This window comes from Micromonospora sp. NPDC047756 (genome assembly GCF_055587245.1).
Map to the genome: position 1 here is coordinate 973324 of NZ_JBVJGQ010000001.1, position 22685 is coordinate 996008.

Consider the following 22685-nt stretch of genomic DNA (forward strand, 5'->3'; position numbering starts at 1 on the left):
CAACACCACCACGAGAGCCCGCACCGAGCGATCGGTGCGGGCTCTCGCGCGTACGTCGTCCAACCCGGCAACCCGGGCCACGGCCCGGCGTGGCCCGACCCGACGGCGGTCACCCGATCGGCTGGCCCGTCACCGCGCTGATCAACACCGTGGAGAGGCCGCCGCCCACCACCGCGGCGGCCACCGCGATGGTCGCCGAGCGCCACGTCGTACCCACCCGCCGCAGCAGCGCCGCCACCACCAGGCTGCTCACCAGGGCCAGACCGAAGCGCGGCGAACCGGCCAGGAGTGACTCCAGCGCGCGAGAGCGGGCGGACTCACACCCGCCCCCGCTGATGTCGGTCACACAACCAGCCGGCGCCTGGCTGTCCAACGTCAACAGCCAAACGAAGATCAGCATCGCCGGCACCAGGTAACAGGCCGCCGTATACAGCAGAGGCCGGACCGACCCACCCGGATCCGGGTCGAGCAGGTCGTCCTCCAGTCGCCGCGCCCAGGCACCCGTGGCCGCCGACTCGACCCGCCGACGTACCGACGCCGTGCCCACCGCCGGCCGGTCCGCCCTACGCCGGGGCGTACCCGGAAGCGGCGCGCCCGTACGCGGCGCAGGCGCACTGCGCGGCCGTGGGGCGGTGTATCCCACCACCGGAGACCGGGGCGCCGACGTCGTCGGATCCATCCAACGCGGATCGTCATCAGCCAACCGGGTGCCGGACCAGAACCCGTCCTCCCGGCTCGGCCACCCCTCGGCAGCCGCCGGGCGATCAGAACGCGGCGCCAGCGTACGGTCCCACTGGTCGTCCTCGATCGCGGACCGCTCCCACTGGCCGGTGCGGTCCGACCGTTCCCAGCCACCGACGCTCTCCACCGCCGACCACTGCCCGCTCAGGTCCCCGCTGTCCCCGCCGGAGGCCGGTGGCCAGGCGTGCACGCCGGAGGCGTCCCACGGGTCCACAGCGGGCGGGTACGACGGATCCGGCTCCGCCACCTGCTCCGAACCGCGGACCCACGGGTCGGCCGCCGGACGGGTCCAGGACTCCTCGGCCGCACGACGGCTACGCCGGGTGGGACGGCTCGGCTCCTGGGCCGGGACCTGCTGGCTCGGGGGAGACTCCGGCTCCCCGCCCGACCAGACGACCTGCGGACGGCCGACCGGCGCACGGCGGGGACGCCGTTCCGAGACAGCACCGGAAACCGGCTCGTCCTCCCCGGCGTCGGCCCGTCGGCGGCCGGAATACCCCTGGTCCTGCGGACGGTCGAGCGTCCACTCGCGGGTGTGGTCGGAGTCTGGCGCCGGGCCGATCGCGGCCTGCTCCCGTCGACGCGGCTCGCTGCTCCGCCGCCGACCACCGGACGACTCGGCGGACCGTCTGCCCGCCCCGGAAATCGGCCGCTCGGGCTCGGGCTCGTCGTCGTCCGGCGCCGCGTGCCGACCACCGCCGTCCGCGTGCCGAACCCCCGACTCCAGCGCCCACCGGGGCAGGTAGGCGTCGACAGGCTCGTCCTGGCCGCGTTCCAACGCGCGCCGCCGGCTGGAGGTGCGGTAGCGGCCGTCCTCGTCGTACGGATCAACCGGAACAGACGCCGCGCGCTCACTCCACGAGGCGGTTGGCTGGCGCTCGCGCGGGCTGCCATCGCCGCGTCCCCAGTCCCGGTAATTCACGGCCGGAGTGTGACCCTTCTGAACCGAAAGCGGAATCCGCTGTCCAGGTGTAGCCGTTCGCTGGAGATAGTACGGGACGATCGTGTCACAGGCCCGACCGAAATATTCTCCTCCACAGGCTGGGGAGTGCGTACTCGCAGGTCAACGGCTTATGGCCGAGAATTCCCCAATGGTTATCCACAGGCTGTGCACACGCTGCGCACATGCTGTCCACCGGGATCCACAGGTTGTCCCGAGGCTCGTCCACCGGTGTTGTTGAGTCTCTGACCTCGGGGTCCGTATGGTTGGCCCTCGACCGCCGGCGATGGCCCCCGATCGACCGGCCCGGTCGGAGGAGAAGTGTCGTACCCCAGCAGTAGAGCTGGGGTCGGATCCGGCGCAGTGGAGGGGGGACCCGTGTCGGTCACCGACGACATGCGGGCAGAGCCACGCTCCGGCGGAGGCCAGCCACCCGCACAGCGGGACGGCCAGTTCGACAAGACCCCGCCCCAGGACGTCGCGGCCGAGCAGTGCGTCCTCGGCGGCATGCTGCTCTCCAAGGACGCCATCGCCGACGTCGTCGAGATCCTCAAGACCAACGACTTCTACCGGCCGGTGCACGCCACCATCTTCGACATCATCCTCGACATCTACGGCCGGGGTGAGCCGGCCGACTCGATCACGGTCGCGGCGGCGCTCGCCGACTCCGGGGATCTGGTACGCATCGGTGGCGCGCCGTACCTGCACACACTCATCGCCAGCGTGCCCACCGCCGCCAACGCCGCGTACTACGCCCGCATCGTCAGTGAGCGGGCGGTGCTACGCCGACTGGTCGAGGCCGGCACGAAGATCGTGCAGCTCGGCTACGGCACCGCCAGTGGCGGCAGCCGCGACGTGGACGACGTCGTCGACCTCGCCCAGCAGGCCGTGTACGACGTCACCGAACGGCGGGTCAGCGAGGACTTCGCGATCCTGGCCGACATGTTGCAGCCGACGCTGGACGAGATCGAGGCGGTGGGCGCGCAGGGCGGCATGATGACCGGCGTGCCGACCGGCTTCAGCGACCTGGACCGACTGCTCAACGGCCTGCACGCCGGGCAGTTGATCATCGTGGCGGGCAGGCCTGGTCTGGGCAAGGCGCTCGCGCTCGACACCCCACTGCCGACCCCGCACGGCTGGACCACGATGGGCGAGGTCAAGGCGGGCGACCAGCTACTGGCTGCGGACGGCTCACCGACCACTGTCACACACGCCTTCGACGTGATGCACGACCGTCCCTGCTACGAGGTCGAGTTCTCCGACGGCACCGTCATCGTGGCGGACGCGGAGCACCTGTGGAAGACGACTACACGGGCGATCCGGCGGCAGGAACCGGCGCGGCAGAGGCGGCACTGGCCGGAATCGTCGCTGGCCAACGTGCGTGCGGCACAGGAGCGGCTGAGCTCCCTGGGGAATCAGCCGATCACACTCTTCGACACGATTGAGCAGGTCGGGCCGGAATTCCGGCATGTCCTGCACACCGTCGCCCGTGAGGTCGGATCGGTTGGCCGGATCAGCCGCCCCATCGTCCGCAGCGGTAAGCCACGGAACTGGACCGCACCGGGCTATCCGGCCGGTCCGCTTCTGGGCGCGCTACTCGAACGAGCCGAGCGGGAGGTCAATACCGGCAGCCGGGCCGACCACGACGGCGTCGTCACCACTGCCGAGATCGCGGCCACGCTGCGTACTGACACCGTCGAGCGCCGGCTCAACCACGCCGTTCGGAATTGCGCTCCCATCCAACTCCCGGACCGTGAGCTGCTGATTCCGCCCTACACCCTGGGGACGTGGCTCGGCGATGGGCACAGCGACGCCAGCCGCTTCACCACGGCAGATCCGGAGATGGTTACGCACATCGAGGCGGACGGCTTCGTCGTGCGGCCCAGCGGCCCGATGGTCTACACCATTCTGCTGCAGCCCACGTCCGCTGCTCCGGGGAACGGTGTCTGCGTGGACTGTGGCGTTTCCACCAGGGCGTTGCGTGAGACTGCAGCGACGAGGAAGTGTGCCGACTGCCGTCACCGGAACGGTTCCTTCCTTGGGTTGTTGCGTCAGATCGGCGTAGCGGGGAACAAGCACATCCCTGGCGTCTATCTGCGCGGCTCGGAGGCTCAGCGCAGGGCGTTGCTCGCCGGGCTGATGGACACCGATGGGACCGTTGGCCCCTCCGGCAACCTTCAGTACACGTCGACTTCGAAGCGGCTGGCTGATGACGTACGCGAACTCATCGTCAGCCTGGGTTACCGCTGCACTGTGAACGCGAAGCCGGTGCGCGGCCGTACCCCCGATTCGTCGATCGCATACACGCTGAACTTCTCCACTCCGGATGTCATCTTCCGGCTCAGGCGGAAGCAGGATGCACATGTCGAACGTCGCCGCACCACCTCGGACGTTCGAACGACCTCCCGGTTCATCGTCGACGTCCGGCCGGTCCCCAGTGTTCCGGTCCGGTGCGTGACCGTCGATAGCGACGAACACCTGTACCTGGCCAGCCGGGCGATGATCCCTACCCACAACAGCACGGCAAGTATGGATTTTGCCCGAAATGCTGCTATTCGCGCCAACCAGGCGGCGGCGATCTTCTCGCTGGAAATGAGCAAGGTCGAGATCGTCATGCGACTGCTCTCCGCCGAGGCGCGGGTGCCGCTGCACGTGCTGCGCAGCGGCCAGCTCTCCGACGACGACTGGACCAAGCTGGCCCGCTGCATGGGCGAGATCAGCGAGGCCCCGCTCTTCGTCGACGACACGCCGAGCATGAACCTGATGGAGATCCGGGCCAAGGCTCGGCGGCTCAAGCAGCGGCACGACCTCAAGATGATCGTGGTCGACTATCTCCAGCTGATGACCTCACCGAAGCGCACCGAGAGCCGCCAGCAGGAGGTCGCGGACCTGTCCCGTGGCCTGAAGCTGTTGGCCAAGGAGGTCGAGTGCCCGGTGATCGCGGTCAGCCAGCTGAACCGTGGCCCGGAGCAGCGCACCGACAAGCGACCACAGCTGTCCGATTTGCGGGAATCAGGCTCAATTGAGCAAGATGCCGACGTTGTCATCCTGCTGCACCGTGACGACTACTACGACAAGGAGTCGCCGCGGGCCGGGGAGGCGGATTTTATTGTTGCCAAACATCGAAATGGTCCCACCGACACGGTGACCGTCGCGGCTCAGCTGCACCTCTCCCGCTTCGTCGACATGGCCATCGGCTGACCGACGCGGCAGCCTGTCGTCGGTCAGCCGAGCAGTGGGAACCAGCCCGCCGACTCACCCAGCTCCAGCCGGTCCCGGTCGGTCAGCGGTACGCGCCCGGTGGCCTTCAGGAGAAAGTCGTTGTCGTCCCACGCGGCGGGTCGAACGGTGTCGTCGCTGAGCAGGCCGTCCAATGTCGCTACCGCGACCTGTACGGCCAGCGGGCCGGGCGGCGGCGCGTCGGGCAGTTCCAGCGTCAGGTCCAGGTGGTGGATGGCGGCCTCGGTGGTCAGGGTGGCGAGGAAGTCCGGTACGCGCAGCACGTGTCCCTGGGTGGTCACGTACCCGTCAGGGTCGGCTGACGCGGCGGCGCGGACCGCGGCCGGGGCGGTGTCCCGCCAGAGTTCGACGATCGCGTTCGGACTGTCGAAGGCGGCAGCCGAGCGGCGGACCCACCAGGCATGCCGGGCAGCCCCGTCGCCGCCGCCGGGAAAGTCACGCCAGTAGCTCACGTCGTCGACGTCGGCGGGGCCGTCGACGGGGCTGGCCAGGGTGACGAGCGCCCGCTGGGCGTCGCCGAGCACGTGCAGGAGCAGGTCGGCGATGAGCCAGCCCCGGCACCGGGTGGCTCGTTGCAGGCCGGAGTCGTCGAGGCGACCGACTACCGCGGTGATGCCGTCGTACGCCTGGGCCAGCGCCTCGTCCGGTCGGATCGCGGTCATGCGACTGAGCCTCGCACGAAGCGTGGCGCGCGCCAACGATCAGTGGCGCGGTGGTGTGCCCGGGCCGACGCGTGATCGACCCGGGCGGAAGGTCGGCCTGGGGTCAGCCGAACATCTCGTCGAGGAAGCCCTTGCGCTTCTTCTGCCGGTAGTGGCCGTGGTAGCCGTGGTGCTGCTGCTGGTGGCCGTAGGCCGGCTGCGGCGGGTAGCCGTGGGCGGGCGGCGGGGGCGGCGGGACGGCGCCGTAACCGGGCTGGTGCGGCGGGGGCGGCGGGGGTGGGTAGCCGGCGGGCTGTTGCGCGGGCTGCCCCGGCGCGCCTCCGGTCTGTTGGCGGCTCCAGTTGGCCTCCGCCTCGAACAGCTTCTCCAGCTCGCCGCGGTCCAGGAAGATGCCTCGGCACTCCCCGCACTGGTCGATGACGACGCCACTGCGTTCGTACTGGCGCATTTCTCCGCGACATTTAGGGCAGGTAAGGCTACTCATCGCCCGACGGTACCTGGTGGACCTATGCAGTTGCTGTGAGCGCCTCGGTGACTTCTTCGTCGGTCACCTCGTGGAAGTCGTCGTAGAAGGCGCTGACCGCGCCGAAGTCCGCGGGGCGTTGGGCGCAGACGACCTGGTCGGCCTCGGCGGAGAGCAGTTCGTACGCCTCCTGCGCGCCGACCGGGACCGCGACCACGACGCGGTGTGCCCCGAGTTGGCGGACGACTTCGACGGCGACGCGGGCGGTCGCGCCGGTGGCGAGGCCGTCGTCGACGATCACGGCGGTCCGGCCGGTGAGGTCCAACTGTGGGCGGTCGCCCCGGTAGAGCCGTTCCCGGCGTTCCAGTTCGGCCTGCTCCCGGCGTCGGACCTCGGCGATGTCGTCGTTGCTGAGTCGGCTGGCCACCGCGTCGTTGAGCACCTGGACACCACCCGGCCCGAGTGCGCCGAAGGCGACCTCCCGGGCCCACGGTATGCCGAGCTTGCGGACGACGAGCACGTCGAGTGGTGCGCCGAGCCGTTCGGCGACAACCCTGGCGACCGGCAGGCCGCCCCGGACGAGGCCGAGGACGACGACGTCCGGTTCGCCGATGAGCGCGGTGAGCCGTTCGGAGAGCACCCGGCCGGCGTCGGCCCGGTCGCGGTACGTGGTCATGCCTACAGGTCTACGCCCTGACGCGTCGTTGCGCCGGGAAGTCAGGTCGATGTGCTCCGACCGGAGGGTTCGTCGGCAACGGTGACGGTCGGTGTGTCGACCGGGCGGTGCAGGGCGGGGGCCCAGGTCAGCAGGGCCAGCGGGTACAGCAGGTAGCCGAAGCGGGTGGTCGGCATCAGGGCGATGGCGGCGAGCAGCCCGTACCCGCAGATCAGCGCGGTGGCGACGGCGGTGCGGGGCGGGCGGCGGGCGAGCCGGACGGCGATGGCCAATCCGGCGGCGATCAGCAGCCCGGCGGCGATCAGCCGGCCGGCGGGTAGCGCGTTGGCGATCAGGTAGCCGGGGAACGGGGACTGCGCGGGGCTGGTGACCAGCCCGTGGCCGAGGGGGAAGCGCAGCACGTTCTCGGTGAGTGCGTCGCGGTCCACCAGCAGCGCCGGCAGTAGTGCGGCGACGGGAAGTCCGATCGCGCCGACGGCGACCCGGGTGCCGGCGCGTCGGGTCAGGCCCCAGACGATCAGGACCAGGGCGACCGGCCAGGCGAACAGCTTCAGGGCGCCGGCGAGTCCGACGGCGACGCCGGCCCGGCCGGGCCGGTCGGCGGCGGCGAATGCGAGGGCCAGCAGGCAGAGCGCGAGTACGGGGAGGTCGTCACCGCCGGTGGCGAGGGTGAGGGCACAGATCGGCAGTACGGTGGCGGCCTGCACACCGCGCAGCAGGGCGGCGTCCCGTCGCCGGGTCGCGGCGTTGGCGGCCTGGCCGGCGGTGGCCCCGCTGGTGGTTGTCTGGCCGGCGGTGGCCGGTGTTCGGCGCAGGGCGGCCACGGCCAGGGCGAGCGCCAGCGCGGTGCCCACCGCGAACCAGACCCGGGAGTCGGTCCACCAGGTGTCGAGCAGCGCCCTGGGCAGGCCGAACATCGCCATGCCGGGCTGGTACGGGGTGTAGCCCATCAGTTGCTCGCCCGGTGGCAGGGCGGCGATGGCGTCCGGTCCGAGGTATGGCGTGCCGTGTTCCAGGAGGCGGCTGCCGGCGTGCTCGACGACCAGTACCTCCTCCTGGGCCCGGTCGGTGCGTCCACCGGCCCGGTCGATGCTCTGCCAGGCCAGGGGCAGCAGTGTGGTGGTGGCCCAGGCGAGACCGGTGACCGCCCAGCGGGCTGGCAGACCGGTGAGCCGAGAGGTTGGAGAGCGTCGACGCAGCAGAATCTGGGCGATCACCGTCAGCGTCGCGAGCAGGTAGCCGACGGCGGCGACCGCGCCCCAGGCGCGGTGCGGCAGCAGGGTGGACGTGACGGCTGTGATCGCCGCGAAGGCGGCCGACACGGCGTAGAGGCCCAGGTCGAGGGCGAGCCCGCCGGCGGCGTTGTCGAGCGTGCGCCAGTGCCAGCGACTGCGGTGGGCGGTCGGGTCGTCGACGATCACGCGCGACAGTCTGGCAGACCGGGCTGCCCGCGCAGCGGGCCGAGGCCTGCTCAGGCGGGCAGGTGTGGCTGGCGGTCGGGCTTGGAGCGGCCGGCCTGGCGGCGGTTCTGGTTCAACCGGATCACCGCCCCGGTGTCGTGCAGCGGCGCGGCGAGGCTGCCCGGTCGGCCGCCCGAGCCGCGTTGCATCGCCGCGAGCAGGGTGCCGGACGGCATGGGCCGGGCGAACAGATGCCCCTGGCCGGCGACGCAGCCCAACTCCCAGAGGGCCCGCCGCTGCGGCTCGCTCTCCACCCCCTCGGCCACCACGTCCAGGTTGAGGCTGCGACCCAGGTCGAGGGTGGAGCGGATGACCGCGGCGGCCTCCGCCGAACTCTCCATGGTCGTCACGAAGCTCCGGTCGATCTTCAGCTCGTGAACCGGGATGCGGGAGAGCAGCGAGAGTGAGGAGTAGCCGGTGCCGAAGTCGTCCAACGCCAACCGGACTCCCTCGTCGCGCAGTCGGCTGAGCACCCGGTCGACCACGTCGAGTTGGCTGAGGGTCAGCGTCTCGGTCAACTCCAGGACCAGCCGGTCCGGTGGTAGGTCGTGGGCGCGGAGGCGGGCCAGCACCGAGCCGGGGAACCGCGCGTCGAGCAGGCTGCGCGGGGACACGTTGACCGCGACCGGTACGTCGAAGCCGGCGTCGTGCCAACTCACCGCGGCGATCAGCGCCTGGTCGAGGATCGCTTCGGCGAAGGCCGGTAGCAGGCCGGACCGTTCCACCGCCTCCAGGAACCGCAGTGGGTCGATCAGGCCGTGGGTGGGGTGGTGCCAGCGGGCCAGGGCCTCGGCGCTGGTCACCTCACCGGTGCCCAGGTCGACGATCGGTTGGAAGTTGACGACGAACTCGTGGTCGGCGACCGCGCGCGGTAGGTCACCGCCGAGGGTGAGCCGCCCGAGGTCGGCGGTGTCGCGGGTCGGGGCGTACGTGGAGATCCGCTGCCCGGCTCGCTTCGCCTGGTACATGGCCACGTCGGCGCGGCGCAGCAATTCGGCCATGCCGCCGTTGGACGGGGCGGCGGAGATGCCGCCGCTGGCTTCGACGCTGATGCGCATGCCGTCCACCTCGAACGGCTCGTGCAGGGCGGCCAGCAGCGTCTCGGCCCGGTGCGCGGCGACCGCCGGGGCCGGCAGACCGCGCATGAGTACGGCGAACTCGTCGCCGCCGAGGCGGGCCACCAGGTCGCTCGGCTGGGCCGCACCCCGCAACCGGTCGGCCACCTGCACCAGCACCTGATCGCCGGCGGCGTGCCCGAGCGTGTCGTTGACCTCCTTGAAATGGTTGAGGTCGATCAGCACCAGCGCGGTCACCCCGTCGGCATGGCGGGTGCTCAACTGTTCGGTGCCCTCGTCGAGGAGGTGCCGGCGGTTGGCCAGGCCGGTCAGCGCGTCGTGCGAGGCCGCGTACGCGTGCTCGTCGGCGACCCGGGCCAGTTCGGCGTATGCCTGGGCGTTGCGGACGGCGGTGCAGAGCGCGGAGGCGAACGTCCGCAGGGTGTACTGCTCCCGCTCGGAGAGTTGCACCGGGCCGCGGAAGCGCAGCCGAAGCGTGCCGACGTCGACCGTCCGGTCGTGGCCTTCCAGCGGTGCGGGGACGACGGTGCCGTCAACGCCGGTGGGCGTGCCGGTCGGGCCGTCGAAGGTGATGCCGCCGGTGTCGCCGCGTACGGTGCGGCCGCCGTCACGCAGCTCGATCTCGACCTCGTCGGCGGAGAACAGTTCGGCGGCCTGGGTCACGGCCGTGGTGAGGACGTTGTCCAGGTCGACCACGTTGAGCGCGTCGGTGGTGCGGGCCAGCCGCTGCCACGCCTGTTGCTCGGTGCGGCCTCGGATGCGCGCGGAGTAGGCCAGGTGCAGGCTCAGGACCAGGGGCGGGACGGCGAGCAGGAGCCGTGGGTCCATCTGGAGGGTGAGCAGGGTCAGGGCCGCCACCACGAACCGGACCGCGTAGCCGGCCAGGCGAAGATCCAGGTTGCTGCGGAACTGGGTCGTGATTCTGGTGCCGGAGGCGAGCGCGATCACGGGGATCGCCAGCAGTTCGTCGAGGAGGGCGGCGACAAGGTAGGCGACCGCCAGGATCCCGACCAGCTGTGGGGCCTGCATGGCGGGCCAGGTCCAACCGAGCAGCGCGAAGGCGGTGCCGGCCCCGGCCGCGACGAGGATGTTCTTGCCGACGCCGAAGGCCAGCTTGATGGGTGGAAGACGGACCGAGGCGATGGTGATGCCGATGCAGGTGCAGAGGACCACCCAGGGAACGGGGGCTATGGCAGCCGCGATGACGATCGCCGCCTCGCTCCAACTGATCAGGTGCACCGTGGACCGGACACGTACGCGGGTCTTGACGAACGCACCCAGGGCGATCATGGCGGTCAGCGTGATCAGGGTCGCAATGTCGGGTGTCGGAGCCTCAGCCGCGGGGAAGGTCAATCTCAGGGAGGCGAGACCAACGATCGTGGCCGCAACGACGAGGAGACCGACGATCAGCCGTAGCCGTCGATCGGTCCCGTCATCGCGTCGTTGTGAAGAGGCCACGCAACTCCTGGATTACCTCGCCTGTCGTACTCGCAACCATATCGCCGGGCGCTGCGGAAGTCCCGCATCGATGTCAGCCCCACTCGTTTCCGCGCATTTCACCCACCCTCCCTTCGTATGGTTGTCGGGCTCTGTTGGCGCCGACCCTCTACGAATGGAGCTTAAATGGGGTTAGCCCTAGTTAGGGACGATAAATGTCGTTATCCTCAACATTAGTTAATCCTGTACGGATAAGTGACATTCTGTTTGCGTTCCGGTGCGGAGAGCGCTGGGATGCTTGCCTGTTGCATCCGGTCCGTTGCGGAATGTCGCGAGCCGCGGCGACTGATTAGCCCGCGCCCTCAGTGTGGCCGTCGGGATGCCGCAACTCATCCGCCGATTCGGTCAACCACCCGCCAGCTTCAGCCTGGTACCCCTTCGCAGTGAAGCACTGATGATGGTGGCACTGCCCTGGTCAGTTCCAGTCTCTGGAGCCGACGGCTCGTGCTGAACAAGTAGTTGAGGGCTTTCGCTCCTTCTTTCCCTGTTGCGGCAGCAGTCGAGAACGCCAAGGCGCCGATGCTTCTTGCAATGTTCCCATTGCACTCATCGGCAGCGTCGCAGAGGGCGGCAGGAGCCTATGCATCGGCGGCCTGATTGGCGTCAGGTCCACACCCGGGTGCCCGTAAGCTTCGTTGCGTGATCGGCTGAATACCCCGCTGAAGCAGGGGGACGGGTGGAGATTCAACTTCTGGGTGGCCTCTCGGTGCACCTGCTGGCTCGCAAGCTGCACCTGGGCACGCCCAAACAGCAGGCTGTCTTCGCGATGCTCGCGGTCCAACCGGGGCAACTGGTGACCCTCGACGACCTGGTCGACGAGCTGTGGCCAGACCGTCCGCCGCGCTCTGCCGTGGCGAACGTCCGGACCTACGCCGCCAATCTGCGCCGTACCTTCGAGGCTTACGAGTCTGGTCGGGGTGTCATCGTCAGGCAGCAGAGCGGCTACCGCCTCACCGTTGGGCCGGAAGCCATCGACGTGTTCCGCTTCGAGACGGAGTGCGCCGCGGGCCGGGAAGCCCTGATCGCCGGTCACGTCGACAGCGCCCTGCAACGGTTGGGGTCCGCCGTGGCGCGGTGGCGGGGCGCGATGCTCGCCGGCATGTCGCTCGGGCCGGTGCTCGGCGCACGCGTGGTGGCCGCCGAGGAGGAGCGTCTGCTTGCCGTGGAACTCCTTGCCGACGCGCAGCTCAGAGCGGGGCGCGGGGATCTGGCGATCCCCCTGTTGCGGGATGCCATCGCCCGTCATCCCCTCCGGGAACCGGCGTACGTCCTCCTCGGGCGGGCACTGCACGAGCGTGGCGACCACGCGGGCGCGCTCCTCACGTACGACGAGGTTCGGGCGAAGCTGATGGCCGAGCTCGGCGTACTCCCAGGTTCCGACCTTCAGGCTCTTCATCGCACGATCGTTTCGGCGCCACCCCGGCGACCGGCGGACCTCGCCGCGTCCCGTCCGGGCGGCCAGAGTGCCCGCCGTCTCCCGAACCCGACTCCCACAGTCGGTGCCCTGATCGCTGAGACAGCGCCTCGGCCCGACCCGGTGGATCACCTTCCCCGAGCTGTGACCGACTTCGTCGGCCGGGAGGACGTGGTGTCGCGGCTGCTGACGGAGACCCGGAGGGTCGAGGAGCGGGTTCCGGCCGTACACATCATCGACGGCATGGCGGGCAGCGGGAAGACGACTCTCGCCGTGCACCTGGCCCGTCGGCTGTCCGATCGCTACCCGGACGGCGCGCTCTTCATCGACCTGTGCGGGCACGGTGCGAAGCACCGGGTTGAGCCGGCGAGTGCCCTGGTCACCCTGCTTCGACAGTTGGGCGTTCCGGCTGGTCGGGTACCCGTGGATTTCGACGACCGGGTGGAGTTGTGGCGACAGGAACTGGCCCTCCGGCGGTCAGTGGTGGTGCTCGACAACGCGGCGAGCAGCGAGCAGATCATGCCCCTGCTTCCAGCCGAGCCGACCACCGTCGTGCTGGTCACCTCGCGGCGGCGTCTGTCCCACCTGGATGTCGGGCCCTCACAGACGCTGCCGCTCCTGAACCCGCAGGAGAGCGTGGATCTCCTCAGCCTGAGCATCGGTCGGGACCGGGTCGAGGCCGAGCCGGAGGCAGCCGCCGAGGTGGTGCGTCGGTGTGGGTATCTCCCACTGGCGATCCGGCTGGCCGGCGCGCGGCTGGCGCACCGGCGCGGATGGCGGTTGACGGACCTTGCCGAGCAGATGGCTGGCGATGCTCCGGCGCTGCACCACCTGGCCCAGGAGGAGCACACTGTCACCGGAGCCTTCGCCGCTTCCTATGAGCCGCTTGCGAGTTCGACCAGGCGCGTCTTCCGATTCCTGGGCCTGTATCCCGGTAGTCGCTTCAGTGCTCCGGCGGTCGCCGCGTTGACCGGGCTGACGATCACCGAGGCTCGCGCGGCGCTGGACGAACTCGTCGACAGGAACCTGGTGGAGGACCTGGACTCGACGCGGTATCGACTGCACGACCTCCTGCGGGAGTACTCCATCGAGCTGTGTTCGCGTACCGACTCCGCGAGCGACCGAAAGGCCGGGCTGGCTCACCTGTTCGATTTCACTCTGGCGGTGGCGTTGAGGGTCGCCAAGACGCTGGAGCTCAACGACCTGGAACCTCGCGTCACACATCTCCCGATCGGGCGACCTGAGTTGGTCGACGCTGTCGGGGAGCCCACGGCTGACTGGTTGGAAGCGGAGCGGACGGACCTGGTGACGATGGTGAGGTCAGCCCTTGATGAGGGCTTCCACGAGCACTCGTGGCGACTGGCCCGTGCCCTCTGGCGATTCTGTTACATCCGCGGATACTTCGAGGACATCATCACGACCCACCGGCACGCGCTGACCGCAGCGGACGCGTCCGGGGACGTCGGTGCAACGGCATTGATGAGCAACTACCTCGCTTCCGGATATATCAGGACTGGCGACAATCGGGAAGCACTGCATCATCTGACCCGCGCCGTCGCCCTCTCCAAAGACTCCCGCGACGTGCTCAGGACCGCGCGGTACCGCGCCAACCTCGCCGCTGTCTACTACTGGAGCGGCGACCTGACTGGAGCGGTAAGGGTCGGTTTTGAGCGCCTGCGTGACTACAAGGGATACGGCAAGGCCAAGGTACCGATGGCGCTGCCGAACCTCGGCATGGCACTCACCTCACTGGGGCGTTACGAGGAGGCGTTGCGCCTGCATCGCCTGCACCTGGCGTGGGCCCGGTCGAACTCCGACATCTTCCACACACTCAACGCCCTCAGCCATATCGGCGCCGTGCGGGTCCGGATGGGCGATCTGCCGCAGGCGATCCGGATCCTCCTGGCCTCGCTGGCTCTTCGTGATCGGACCGGCCACCGGTACGCGGAGGCTGAGGTGCGCAACGACCTCGGGATCGCCTATCGAGGTCTGGGTCGACTGGTGGAGGCCCAGCAGGAGCATGAGTTGGCTCGGAAGCTGTCGGTCGGTTCGGGGGAGCGACACGTCGAGGCGGCCGCGCTCAACGAACTCGGCCGCACCCTGCTGGCGCAGGGGCGGGGCGGCGAGGCGTTCGAGGTGCACCAGGAGGCGTTGCGGCTGGCCACTCGGATCGCGCATCCGCACGAGCAGGGTCGAGCGCTGGCCGGGCTCGCCGAACACTTCGCCCGTACCGATCCGGCCGAGGCGCGGCGGCACTGGGAGCGGGCGCTGGCGATCTTCCGGCGGATGGGCGTGCCGGAGCGCTTCGAAGCCGAACGTCGCCTCGCCGAGTTGACCGGGGTGGCCCTGGTCGACAAGCGCCGACCAGCCTGAACGGCGCTTATCGATTTCTTATCGGCAGGCCCGGTAACTTCCGGCCGTATCGACGAACGGGGGAGGTTCTGCCCCTGGGCAGAACCGGGTCGTCGACACGCGCCCGCTGCCGGGTCCCCCCCAGCGACCTCGGCGGCGGGCTGGTGAGGAAGGAGCGGCGTCGAGCCCGTTGCGCCGTCAGCACCCGGTGCGGTCGCAAGCGTGACGCCGCTCCTTCCGACCGCCGTCGTACCACACCGATAGGCTCACGACCGTGACCGAACCCGCGCAGCTCAGCCACGTCGATCGCACCGGCGCGGCCCGCATGGTCGACGTCTCCGCCAAGGCGGTGACGGGTCGCCTGGCCGTCGCGGCCGGCCGCCTGCGGACCACGCCCGAGGTCATCGACCTGCTGCAACGCGACGGGCTGCCCAAGGGTGACGCGTTGGCCGTCGGGCGGCTGGCCGGAATCATGGGGGCCAAGCGCACTCCTGACCTGATCCCGCTCTGCCACCCGATCGCCCTGCACGCCGTCACCGTCGACCTGCGGCTGACCGCCGACACCGTGGAGATCACGGCCACCGCGCGCACGGCGGACCGGACGGGGGTGGAGATGGAGGCACTGACAGCGGTTGCTGTCGCCGGTCTCGCCCTGGTCGACATGGTCAAGGCGGTCGACCCGGCGGCCTCGGTGGAGGCGGTCCGGGTGCTGCGCAAGGAGGGCGGCAAGACCGGCGAGTGGGTCCGGCCGGAGGACCGGCCGTGATCCGGGCCCGGGTGATCGTCGCTTCCAACCGGGCTGCGGCCGGTGTCTACGCCGACACCAGCGGGCCGCTGCTCGTGGCCGGGCTGCGTGAGCTGGGCTGCCAGGTCGACGACCCGGTGGTGGTGCCCGACGGCGAGCCGGTCGGCGACGCTCTGCGGGCCGCTCGCGCCGACGGTGTCGACGTGGTGCTGACCAGCGGCGGCACCGGAGTGACCCCGACGGACCGGACCCCGGACGTGACGAGGAGCCTGCTGGATTACGAGATCCCCGGTGTCGCCGAGGCGATCCGGGCGCACAGTCGTGACCGCGTGCCGACGTCGGTGCTGTCCCGGGGCCTGGCCGGGGTCGCCGGCCGGATGCTGGTGGTCAATCTGCCCGGCTCGACCGGTGGTGCCCGGGATGGCCTGGCCGTTCTCGGGCCGATCCTCGGCCACACCGTCGATCAGCTCCGCGGCGGGGACCACTGACCGCTCCGCGGCGACCGACCGCTTCGGGGCGAGTACCGACCGGTGCGCGCCAGGCCCGGGCGGGTGTCGGTCCGGGCCGATAGGCTCGGTCGGTGAGCACGGAAACCGCACCCACCGCGGATCGGGTCACCGCGCCCCCGCCAGCCGGGTGGGAAGAAGCCCGTTCGCGGGTCTACGCGGTCGGTCTGGCCGCCGCGCTGCCCGCCGCCGCCCGACCACTCGCCGACACCGACGGGTCGACACTGGCCGAGCCGTTGACCACCCGCACCGACCTGCCGGCGTTCCCGACCTCCAGCGTGGACGGCTGGGCCGTGCGCGGCCGTGGGCCGTGGCGCGTCGTCGGCCGGGTCCTGGCCGGCAGCACCCCCGCTCCCCTGACCGAGGACGACACCACTGTCGAGATCGCGACCGGCGCGATGGTGCCCGAGGGCGCCACCGCCGTGCTCCGCGTCGAGGAGTCCTCCGCATCCACCACCGGCCTGATCAGCGGCGTCCCCCGGGAGACGCCCGAGTGGCGGAAACCCGGCGAGGAGGCGTACGCCGATGAGGAGTTGTTGCCGGTCGGCACGCCGGTCGACCCGGCGGTGATCGGCCTGGCCGCCGCCTGCGGGCACGACGCGCTGCGGGTCCGGCGGGTGCCGCGCGCCGCGCTGCTGGTCTTCGGTGACGAGCTGCTGACGGCGGGTCCGCCCGCGGCCGGTCGCATCCGCGACGCGCTGGGCCCCGCGGTGCCGGCCTGGCTGCGGCGCTACGGCTGCCAGGTCCGCCCGTCCGACGTGGTCGGCCCGGTGGCCGACACGCTGCCCGCACACGTGGCGGCCCTACGGTCGGCGCTGAGCCACGCCGATCTGGTCTGCACCACCGGCGGCACGATGAACGGTCCGGTCGACCACCTGCACCCGACCCTGGAGGCGCTCGGCGCCGACTACGTGGTGAACACGGTGGCGGTTCGCCCGGGCTTCCCGATGCTGCTGGCCCGGCTGACCGGCCCCGACGGGCGAGCCCGGTTCGTGGCCGGGCTGCCCGGCAACCCGCAGTCCGCCATCGTCGCGCTGGTGTCGTTGGTGGCCCCGCTGCTCGCCGGCCTCCAGGGCCGGTCGATGCCGGTGCTGCCGCAGGTCACGTTGGCCGAGGCGGTGCCCGGTCGCGGTGACCACACCCACCTGGCGTTGGTCCGACTGGACCGGTCCGCCGGCGTCGCGTTCCCGGTCCGTCACGTCGGTTCGGCGATGCTGCGCGGCCTGGCCGGCGCGGACGGGTTCGCGGTCATCCGACCCGGCACCCGCGGTGAGCCGGGCGACCGGGTGCCGATCGTGCCACTGCCGTTGTTTCCCGGGGAGCGTGCGTCGTGACCGCACCAGCCATCACCTTCGGCGAGGTCACCGACCAGCCGCTCGATCTGGCCACGCACGAGGCGGCGGTCGCCGACCGCCGGGCCGGCGCCGTGGTGTCGTTCCAGGGCGTGGTCCGCGACCACGACCACGGTCGCCAGGTCACCAGCCTGGAGTACGAGGGCCACCCGAGCGCCGCACAGGTGCTGCGCGAGGTGGCCGCCGAGATCGCCGCGGAGCCGGACGTCTACGCGGTGGCGGTCTCGCACCGGGTCGGCCCCCTGGCGATCGGCGACGTCGCGCTTGTCGCCGCGGTGAGCACCGCGCACCGGGCGGCGGCCTTCGCGGCCTGCGCCCGGCTGGTCGACGAGGTCAAGGCGCGACTGCCGATCTGGAAGCGGCAGGTCTTCACCGACGGCACCGAGGAATGGGTCAACTGCCCCTGATGGTCAGCGGCGGCCGTTGACCACCACGGCCCGGGCGAGCCGGTCGCCGTAGAACGCCGGCTCCGCGCCGGGGCGCCAGGGCAGCGCGGCGACCAGGACGATCAGCGCCAACGCGAGCGAGTTCTCCATCAGCGCCCCGAACAGACCGTCCTGGTAGTGCGACATCTCCGGCAGTTGGTGTTCGTACGGCCAGATCGGGGAGATCAGGAAGAGCAGGTAGAGCCCGATCGCTGCGAAGCCGTGGCGGAGCCCGGTCAGCGTCGGGTACCAGATCGGCGAACGGAGCCCGTTGACACCGGGTAGACCGCCGAAGACCGGCCCCTGACCGGTGCGCTGCGGCATCCCCCGGCTCGCCTCGCGGCGACGCACGGCGGCATCGGCCAGCACGATGATCGCCGGGATCACCCAGACCAGGTGGTGCGTCCAGGAGATCGGGCTGATCACGTTCGCGGTGAGACCCACCAACGTGAACGCGGTCAACTCGTCACCGTCGGCGCGGGAACTCGCCGCCCGGGACAGGCCGAGCGCCAGGACCAGCACCGAGAAGGCGAGCCACAGCAGCCCCGGGGTCTCGATCGAGTCGTACAGCCGGGCCAGCAGGCCGGCGAGGGACTGGTTGGGCGTCATGTCCGCCGCACCGACGCGTTCGGTCTGCCACAGCACGCTGCCGAAGTAGGTCCGCGACTCGTCACCGACGATCGCGAAGGTCCCCAACGTCACGCCGATCGTCGTGCCGATGGCGGTGGCCGCCACCCGCCACTGACGGGTGATCAGCAGGTAGGCGATGAACAGCGCCGGGGTGAGCTTGACCGCCGTGGCGAGGCCGATGCCGGCCCCCGCCCAGGCCCCGCCGTAGATGAAGCGCAGCAGCGGACCGTCGGTGGCGGCGTAGTGGGTGCCCCGGCGGGACCGCCAGCGAAGACCGATCAGGTCAGCCATGATCAAGGCGAACAGCAGGATGTTGACCTGGCCGTAGCCGAGCGTCTCCCGACCTGGCTCGATGGCGACCGCGAGCGGCACCGCCAGGGCCACCGTGAACCACAGTGGCCATCCCAGTCGGTCCACGATGGGTCGGAGCAGCCCGGCCAGCACCAACGCCAGGGCGGCGATGCTGGCGGCGGCGTTGACCAGGCCGGCCGCGCCGATCGGCAGCTGCGCCATCGGCAGCATGACCAGCCCGGCGAAGGGTGGGTAGGTGAACCCGAGTGTGGTTTCGGGCGCGATGAACTCGTAGAGCTCGTGACCGCTCGCCCACCACACCACGGCACCGTGGTAGATCTTCATGTCGAAGAAGTTGTACGGCCGCCCGAAGGTGCCGATGGCAAGCCATGCGGCATAGGCGACGGCGGCCACGATGGCGCCCCGTACGACGTTCCTGCGATCGATCCCGCGAGCCACGCGGTCGATGCCGCGTGACACACGTTGGATTGGGGCGAGGCGATCCGCCCGTCTACCGACATCCGTCGGCATGGCGTGGCCACCCCCGTACCAAGGTCGTCCTACCCGTCCAGGTCCTGCACGGAGCCTAGAACGGCGCCTCACGTCAGTGCCTCCCGCGTTATGCGACCGTGTCCGATCCCACACATGTTTTTGACATTTCCACCGCGTTAACGCCTACCGGGTGGTTCAGGTAATTCGCGGCCTTAGCGAGGGGTGGGGGTGAGACGGAGACGGATCGACGCAGGTCAGCCGGGGAGTCGACGTGCGGTGGACGCGGAGCGGACGGCGATCCGGGCCTCGCGGCGGGCCGTCCGGACGGCGCGTTGCATGGAACGTCGAGAGTGGTCGATGCGGTGGCCCGTCCGCCACCGCAGACCCGGCTTGCCGCCGGTGTCCGCGGCGGCGAGGAGCAGACCGCCGAGGAGCCCGAGGTTCTTCAGCGCGTGAATCTGGTTGTTGTTCTTGGCGATCGGGTCGTCGTTCTTCCAGAAGGGATGCCCGGCGACTGTCACCGGCACCAGCGTGCCGGCCAGAACCAGCGCTGCGGGCCGGCTGAGCCGACCGGTGGCCAGCATCAGCCCGGCGCCGACCTGTACGGCCGCGTTGAGCCGGATCAACGTCTCGGTCTCGGTCGGGAAGCTCGGGTGTGCCTTCTTCAGCACCGGCGCGACCTTGTCGGTCACCGGTTTGGCGGCCACCGCGAGCCGGCCGGGGTCGCGGAGGTTGCGATACCCGCTGACCACGAAGATGCCGCTCAGCATGGCGCGGGCGAGGGAACGTACGGGCGTCATGGATCAGTCATACCCCCTCGCGACGTTTGCTACCCCGTCAACCGCAGGATCGGATTGGTGTTCGTACACGTACGCCACGCCGAATCGAGCGACCGTCACGGATGGACGGGCGTCGGCGGGTAACGTCGCGCGGGTGACCACGCTGCGGCTACGCCCCGAGGACCCGGCCGACGCCGGCCCGGTCCGCCGCGTACTGGCCGCCGCCTTCGCCCGCCCGGACGTGGCGACGCCGCCGGAGGTCAGCCTGGTCGACGAGCTGCGCGACACCACCGCCTGGCTGCCGGAGTTGGCCATGGTCGCCGAGTACGGCGGTGAGGTGGTCGGCTACGCGCTGCTCACCCGGGTGCGGCTGCGGCCGGAGCGAGGCTCGGACATGCCCGTCCTGGCCCTCGGCCCGGTGGCGGTCGCGCCGCACCGACAGCGTGTCGGGCACGGCACGGCGGTCGTGCAGGCTGCCCTGGATGCCTCCACCGAGTTGGGCGAGCGGCTCGTCGTCGTCCTCGGCGCCCCGGTCTTCTACCGCCGGTTCGGGTTCGGCCCGGCGAGTGAACTGGGCCTGACCGGTCCCTGGGCCGGCCTCGGTGAGCCCTGGCAGGCGCTGGTGCTGCCGCCGTCCACCAGCGAGGAGGGCCCCCCACCTCGTGGCGAGGTGCTCTTCCCGGCCCCGTGGTCGAAGGTCTGACCGGGCCTCAGGCCGGCTGCGTCCGCAGGTACCGGCCGAAGTGCGGGACGGTGAAGGCGACAGTGCCCCGCTCACCGGAGTAGATCAGCCCCTTCTTGATCAGCGCGTCCCGGGCCGGGGACAGACTGGCCGGCTTGCGGCCGAGGGCCCGGGCGATCTCCGCGGTGGGCACGGCGGCGTCCATGTCGTCGCGGACCACCTCGCCGGGCTCGCCCTCGACCGCGGACATCATGGCCATCGCCCGCATGTACTCGCGTTCAGCGGGAGTGGCCCGTTCGAACCGGGAACCGAAGAACCCGACCGCCAGCTCGGCCTCCGCCTCGGGCGCGGCCACCCGCACGTCGGCGGCCGTGATCGGCGAGCGTGGCGCGTGGTCCCAGGTGGCCTTGCCGTACGCCTGGACGAAGTAGGGATAGCCGCCGGACTTCTCGTAGAGCAGGTCGAGCGCCTTCTGCTCGTACTCGACCTCCTCGCGCTCGGCCGGCGCGCAGAGCGCCCGGTCGGCGGCGATCCGGTCGAGCCGGTCGATGCGTTGGTAGCGGAACAGCCGTTCGGAGTACGACTTGGCGGCGCTGAGCACCGCCGGCAGGTGCGGAAGGCCGGCGCCGACGACGATCAGCGGCGCGCCGAGCTGGGACAGCTCGTGGCAGGCGGCGCAGAGCGCCGACACGTCCTCCGGGCCGAGATCCTGCATCTCGTCGATGAAGATGGCAATGCCGGTGCCGACGTCGCTGGCCACGGCGGCGGCGTCACTGAACAGTTCGACCAGGTCGATCTCGATGTCACCGGAGTCGGCCCGACCGCTGGCGGCCGGCACGTCGATGCCGGGCTGCCACCGGTCGCGCAGCTTGGTGGCCGCGCCGGCCCGGCCGGTCGGGTTGGACCGCTGGGCGAACGCCTTGAGGACGCCGAGGAACGCGTCGATGCGGTCCGGTGCGCGGTGTCGGGGGGCCAGCTCCCGGACGGCCATGTGCAGTGCGGCGGCGACCGGTCTGCGCAACGACTGGTCCGGTCGGGCCTCGATCTTGCCGCTGCCCCAGAGTCGGTTGATCGCCTGCGAACGGAGCGTGTTGAGCAGAACCGTTTTGCCGACGCCCCGCAGGCCGGTGAGCATGAGGCTGCGCTCGGGTCGGCCCCGGGCGATGCGCTCGAGCACGATGTCGAAGACGTCCAGCTCCCGCCCCCGCCCGGCAAGTTCGGGCGGACGCTGACCGGCGCCCGGCGCGTACGGGTTGCGGACCGGATCCACGCATCGCAGATTATCGGGCCATCTAGCTGCGAGGCTAGACATGGATAGATGGGGCTACCGGCGTGTCGAGACCGTCGACCATAAACTAGGGCTGTCTAGCATCCACGCTAGACAGCCCTAGTTTTGGCAATCGGACCTAGCGCTCCTTCAGGCAGAGCACGTAGTCGAACAGGTCGACCGAGTTGTCGTGCACATAGTTCGCGGTCGCCTGCGGCGCGAGCATCTCGCACCGGTCGCCGTCGGTGGTCGCCGGAATCCGCAGCAGCACCTGATACGTGTTCGGGCCGCAGGGCACCTTACGGAGCTGCGCGTCGCTCGCACTGCCGTCGTTCACCACGCAGTCACCCCTGGCGAACTCGGTGCCCGGAGTCGGGGCGGCCGACGTCGGAGCGTCGCTGGGCAGCGCGGGTGGCAGGCCCGGGGCGCTCGTCGACGGGGTATCCGCCGCGTCACTGCCGGCGTCGGCCACCTTCCAGACCGCCCATCCGGCCAGGCCGAGGCACGGGCAGAGCACGAGCAACACCACCACGGTGATGATCAGAGCGACGTTGCGGCCGGTCTTCTTCGCGGGCGCGGCGGGCGGCATCCCGTAGCCGCCGGGAGGCTGCTGACCCCAGGGCGCGGGTGGCTGACCCGGCACCGGCCCGGCCGGCTGACCAGGCATCGGGCCCCCCGGTGGGTACGGGCCCGCCGGTGGGTACGGGCCGGGCGGCGGTGTCGAGCCGGCCGGTGGGTACGGGCCGGGCGGCGGTGTCGGACCCGCTGGCGGATACGGGCCGGGCGGTGGGTGACCCGGGCCCGAGGTGGGCGCCCACATCGGTGTGGTCGGCGGCTCCGGGTTGGTGGGCGGCGCCGACATCGGTGTGCTCGGCGGCTCCGGGTTGGTGGGCGGCGCCGACATCGGTGTGCTCGGCGGCTCCGGGTTGGTGGGCGGCGCCCACATGGGAACCGTCGGTGGCTCCGCGCCGGTCGGCGGGGGACCCCACTGCTGC

Annotated in this window: 17 protein-coding genes; 7 read left to right on the forward strand and 10 right to left on the reverse strand. The window is 70.8% G+C overall.

Annotated elements, in window-relative coordinates; genetic code table 11:
• Positions 1–109: 109 nt before the first annotated feature.
• A complete protein-coding gene (locus ACZ6NZ_RS04570; RefSeq protein WP_465855653.1) occupies positions 110–1663 on the reverse strand; it encodes a hypothetical protein in 1554 nt (517 codons plus the stop codon).
• Between the two features lie 381 nt (positions 1664–2044).
• Here ACZ6NZ_RS04570 and dnaB point away from each other — a divergent pair, with 381 nt between their 5' ends.
• Positions 2045–4882: a replicative DNA helicase gene (gene dnaB, locus ACZ6NZ_RS04575; protein WP_465855655.1), complete on the forward strand. Its 2838-nt coding sequence runs from the start codon at positions 2045–2047 to the stop codon at positions 4880–4882.
• A 23-nt stretch (positions 4883–4905) separates the two neighbouring features.
• On the opposite strand, the gene ACZ6NZ_RS04580 is transcribed toward dnaB, so the two are convergent.
• From ACZ6NZ_RS04580 to ACZ6NZ_RS04600, 5 genes are all read right to left on the reverse strand, one after another.
• Positions 4906–5583, reverse strand: a complete 678-nt coding sequence (locus ACZ6NZ_RS04580; RefSeq protein WP_465855657.1) for a maleylpyruvate isomerase N-terminal domain-containing protein — start codon at positions 5581–5583, stop codon at positions 4906–4908.
• Between the two features lie 103 nt (positions 5584–5686).
• Complete coding sequence (locus ACZ6NZ_RS04585; protein WP_278136678.1) at positions 5687–6067, reverse strand: TFIIB-type zinc ribbon-containing protein; 381 nt, start codon at positions 6065–6067, stop codon at positions 5687–5689.
• A gap of 22 nt (positions 6068–6089) precedes the next feature.
• Complete coding sequence (locus ACZ6NZ_RS04590) at positions 6090–6722, reverse strand: phosphoribosyltransferase (protein WP_465855660.1); 633 nt, start codon at positions 6720–6722, stop codon at positions 6090–6092.
• Positions 6723–6763: 41 nt separating this feature from the next.
• Positions 6764–8143 carry a glycosyltransferase 87 family protein gene (locus ACZ6NZ_RS04595; protein WP_465855662.1) on the reverse strand — a complete coding sequence of 460 codons (1380 nt, stop codon included), beginning with the start codon at positions 8141–8143 and terminating at the stop codon, positions 6764–6766.
• 50 nt (positions 8144–8193) lie between these two features.
• Positions 8194–10716, reverse strand: coding sequence for a putative bifunctional diguanylate cyclase/phosphodiesterase (locus tag ACZ6NZ_RS04600; RefSeq protein WP_465855664.1), 2523 nt, complete (start codon positions 10714–10716; stop codon positions 8194–8196).
• Positions 10717–11431: 715 nt separating this feature from the next.
• On the opposite strand from ACZ6NZ_RS04600, the gene ACZ6NZ_RS04605 reads away from it, so the two are divergent.
• The 5 genes from ACZ6NZ_RS04605 (at position 11432) to ACZ6NZ_RS04625 (ending at position 17531) form a co-directional block, all read left to right on the forward strand.
• Positions 11432–14542 (forward strand): AfsR/SARP family transcriptional regulator, encoded by a 3111-nt coding sequence (locus tag ACZ6NZ_RS04605; protein WP_465855666.1) that lies wholly within the window; start codon positions 11432–11434, stop codon positions 14540–14542.
• A 253-nt stretch (positions 14543–14795) separates the two neighbouring features.
• Positions 14796–15287 carry a cyclic pyranopterin monophosphate synthase MoaC gene (moaC, locus tag ACZ6NZ_RS04610; RefSeq protein ID WP_465855668.1) on the forward strand — a complete coding sequence of 164 codons (492 nt, stop codon included), beginning with the start codon at positions 14796–14798 and terminating at the stop codon, positions 15285–15287.
• Positions 15284–15754: a MogA/MoaB family molybdenum cofactor biosynthesis protein gene (locus tag ACZ6NZ_RS04615; protein WP_465855670.1), complete on the forward strand. Its 471-nt coding sequence runs from the start codon at positions 15284–15286 to the stop codon at positions 15752–15754. Before moaC ends, ACZ6NZ_RS04615 begins: the two co-directional genes overlap by 4 nt.
• Before the next feature lie 92 nt (positions 15755–15846).
• Positions 15847–17106 (forward strand): molybdopterin molybdotransferase MoeA, encoded by a 1260-nt coding sequence (locus tag ACZ6NZ_RS04620; protein WP_465855672.1) that lies wholly within the window; start codon positions 15847–15849, stop codon positions 17104–17106.
• A complete protein-coding gene (locus tag ACZ6NZ_RS04625; protein WP_130405760.1) occupies positions 17103–17531 on the forward strand; it encodes a molybdenum cofactor biosynthesis protein MoaE in 429 nt (142 codons plus the stop codon). The genes ACZ6NZ_RS04620 and ACZ6NZ_RS04625 overlap by 4 nt, the downstream gene beginning before the upstream one ends.
• 3 nt (positions 17532–17534) lie before the next feature.
• Here the strand turns inward: ACZ6NZ_RS04625 and ACZ6NZ_RS04630 are convergent, their stop codons facing one another.
• Positions 17535–19001 carry a glycosyltransferase 87 family protein gene (locus ACZ6NZ_RS04630; RefSeq protein WP_465855675.1) on the reverse strand — a complete coding sequence of 489 codons (1467 nt, stop codon included), beginning with the start codon at positions 18999–19001 and terminating at the stop codon, positions 17535–17537.
• Between the two features lie 215 nt (positions 19002–19216).
• Positions 19217–19762, reverse strand: coding sequence for a DoxX family protein (locus ACZ6NZ_RS04635; protein ID WP_465855677.1), 546 nt, complete (start codon positions 19760–19762; stop codon positions 19217–19219).
• 133 nt (positions 19763–19895) lie between these two features.
• Here ACZ6NZ_RS04635 and ACZ6NZ_RS04640 point away from each other — a divergent pair, with 133 nt between their 5' ends.
• Positions 19896–20444 (forward strand): GNAT family N-acetyltransferase, encoded by a 549-nt coding sequence (locus ACZ6NZ_RS04640; protein WP_465855679.1) that lies wholly within the window; start codon positions 19896–19898, stop codon positions 20442–20444.
• A gap of 7 nt (positions 20445–20451) precedes the next feature.
• Here the strand turns inward: ACZ6NZ_RS04640 and ACZ6NZ_RS04645 are convergent, their stop codons facing one another.
• Together ACZ6NZ_RS04645 and ACZ6NZ_RS04650 are read right to left on the reverse strand one after the other, a co-directional pair.
• Positions 20452–21693, reverse strand: coding sequence for an ATP-binding protein (locus tag ACZ6NZ_RS04645; protein ID WP_355583794.1), 1242 nt, complete (start codon positions 21691–21693; stop codon positions 20452–20454).
• Between the two features lie 136 nt (positions 21694–21829).
• Positions 21830–22234 carry an LppU/SCO3897 family protein gene (locus ACZ6NZ_RS04650; RefSeq protein ID WP_465855946.1) on the reverse strand — a complete coding sequence of 135 codons (405 nt, stop codon included), beginning with the start codon at positions 22232–22234 and terminating at the stop codon, positions 21830–21832.
• Between the last annotated feature and the right edge of the window lie 451 nt (positions 22235–22685).

What these genes read in the sequence shown, in the direction of transcription:
- ACZ6NZ_RS04580 (WP_465855657.1), bottom strand. Translation starts at nt 5,583, where the DNA reads ATGACCGCGATCCGACCGGACGAGGCGCTGGCCCAGGCGTACGACGGC.
- ACZ6NZ_RS04585 (WP_278136678.1), bottom strand. Translation starts at nt 6,067, where the DNA reads ATGAGTAGCCTTACCTGCCCTAAATGTCGCGGAGAAATGCGCCAGTAC.
- ACZ6NZ_RS04590 (WP_465855660.1), bottom strand. Translation starts at nt 6,722, where the DNA reads ATGACCACGTACCGCGACCGGGCCGACGCCGGCCGGGTGCTCTCCGAA.
- ACZ6NZ_RS04630 (WP_465855675.1), bottom strand. Translation starts at nt 19,001, where the DNA reads ATGCCGACGGATGTCGGTAGACGGGCGGATCGCCTCGCCCCAATCCAA.
- ACZ6NZ_RS04635 (WP_465855677.1), bottom strand. Translation starts at nt 19,762, where the DNA reads ATGACGCCCGTACGTTCCCTCGCCCGCGCCATGCTGAGCGGCATCTTC.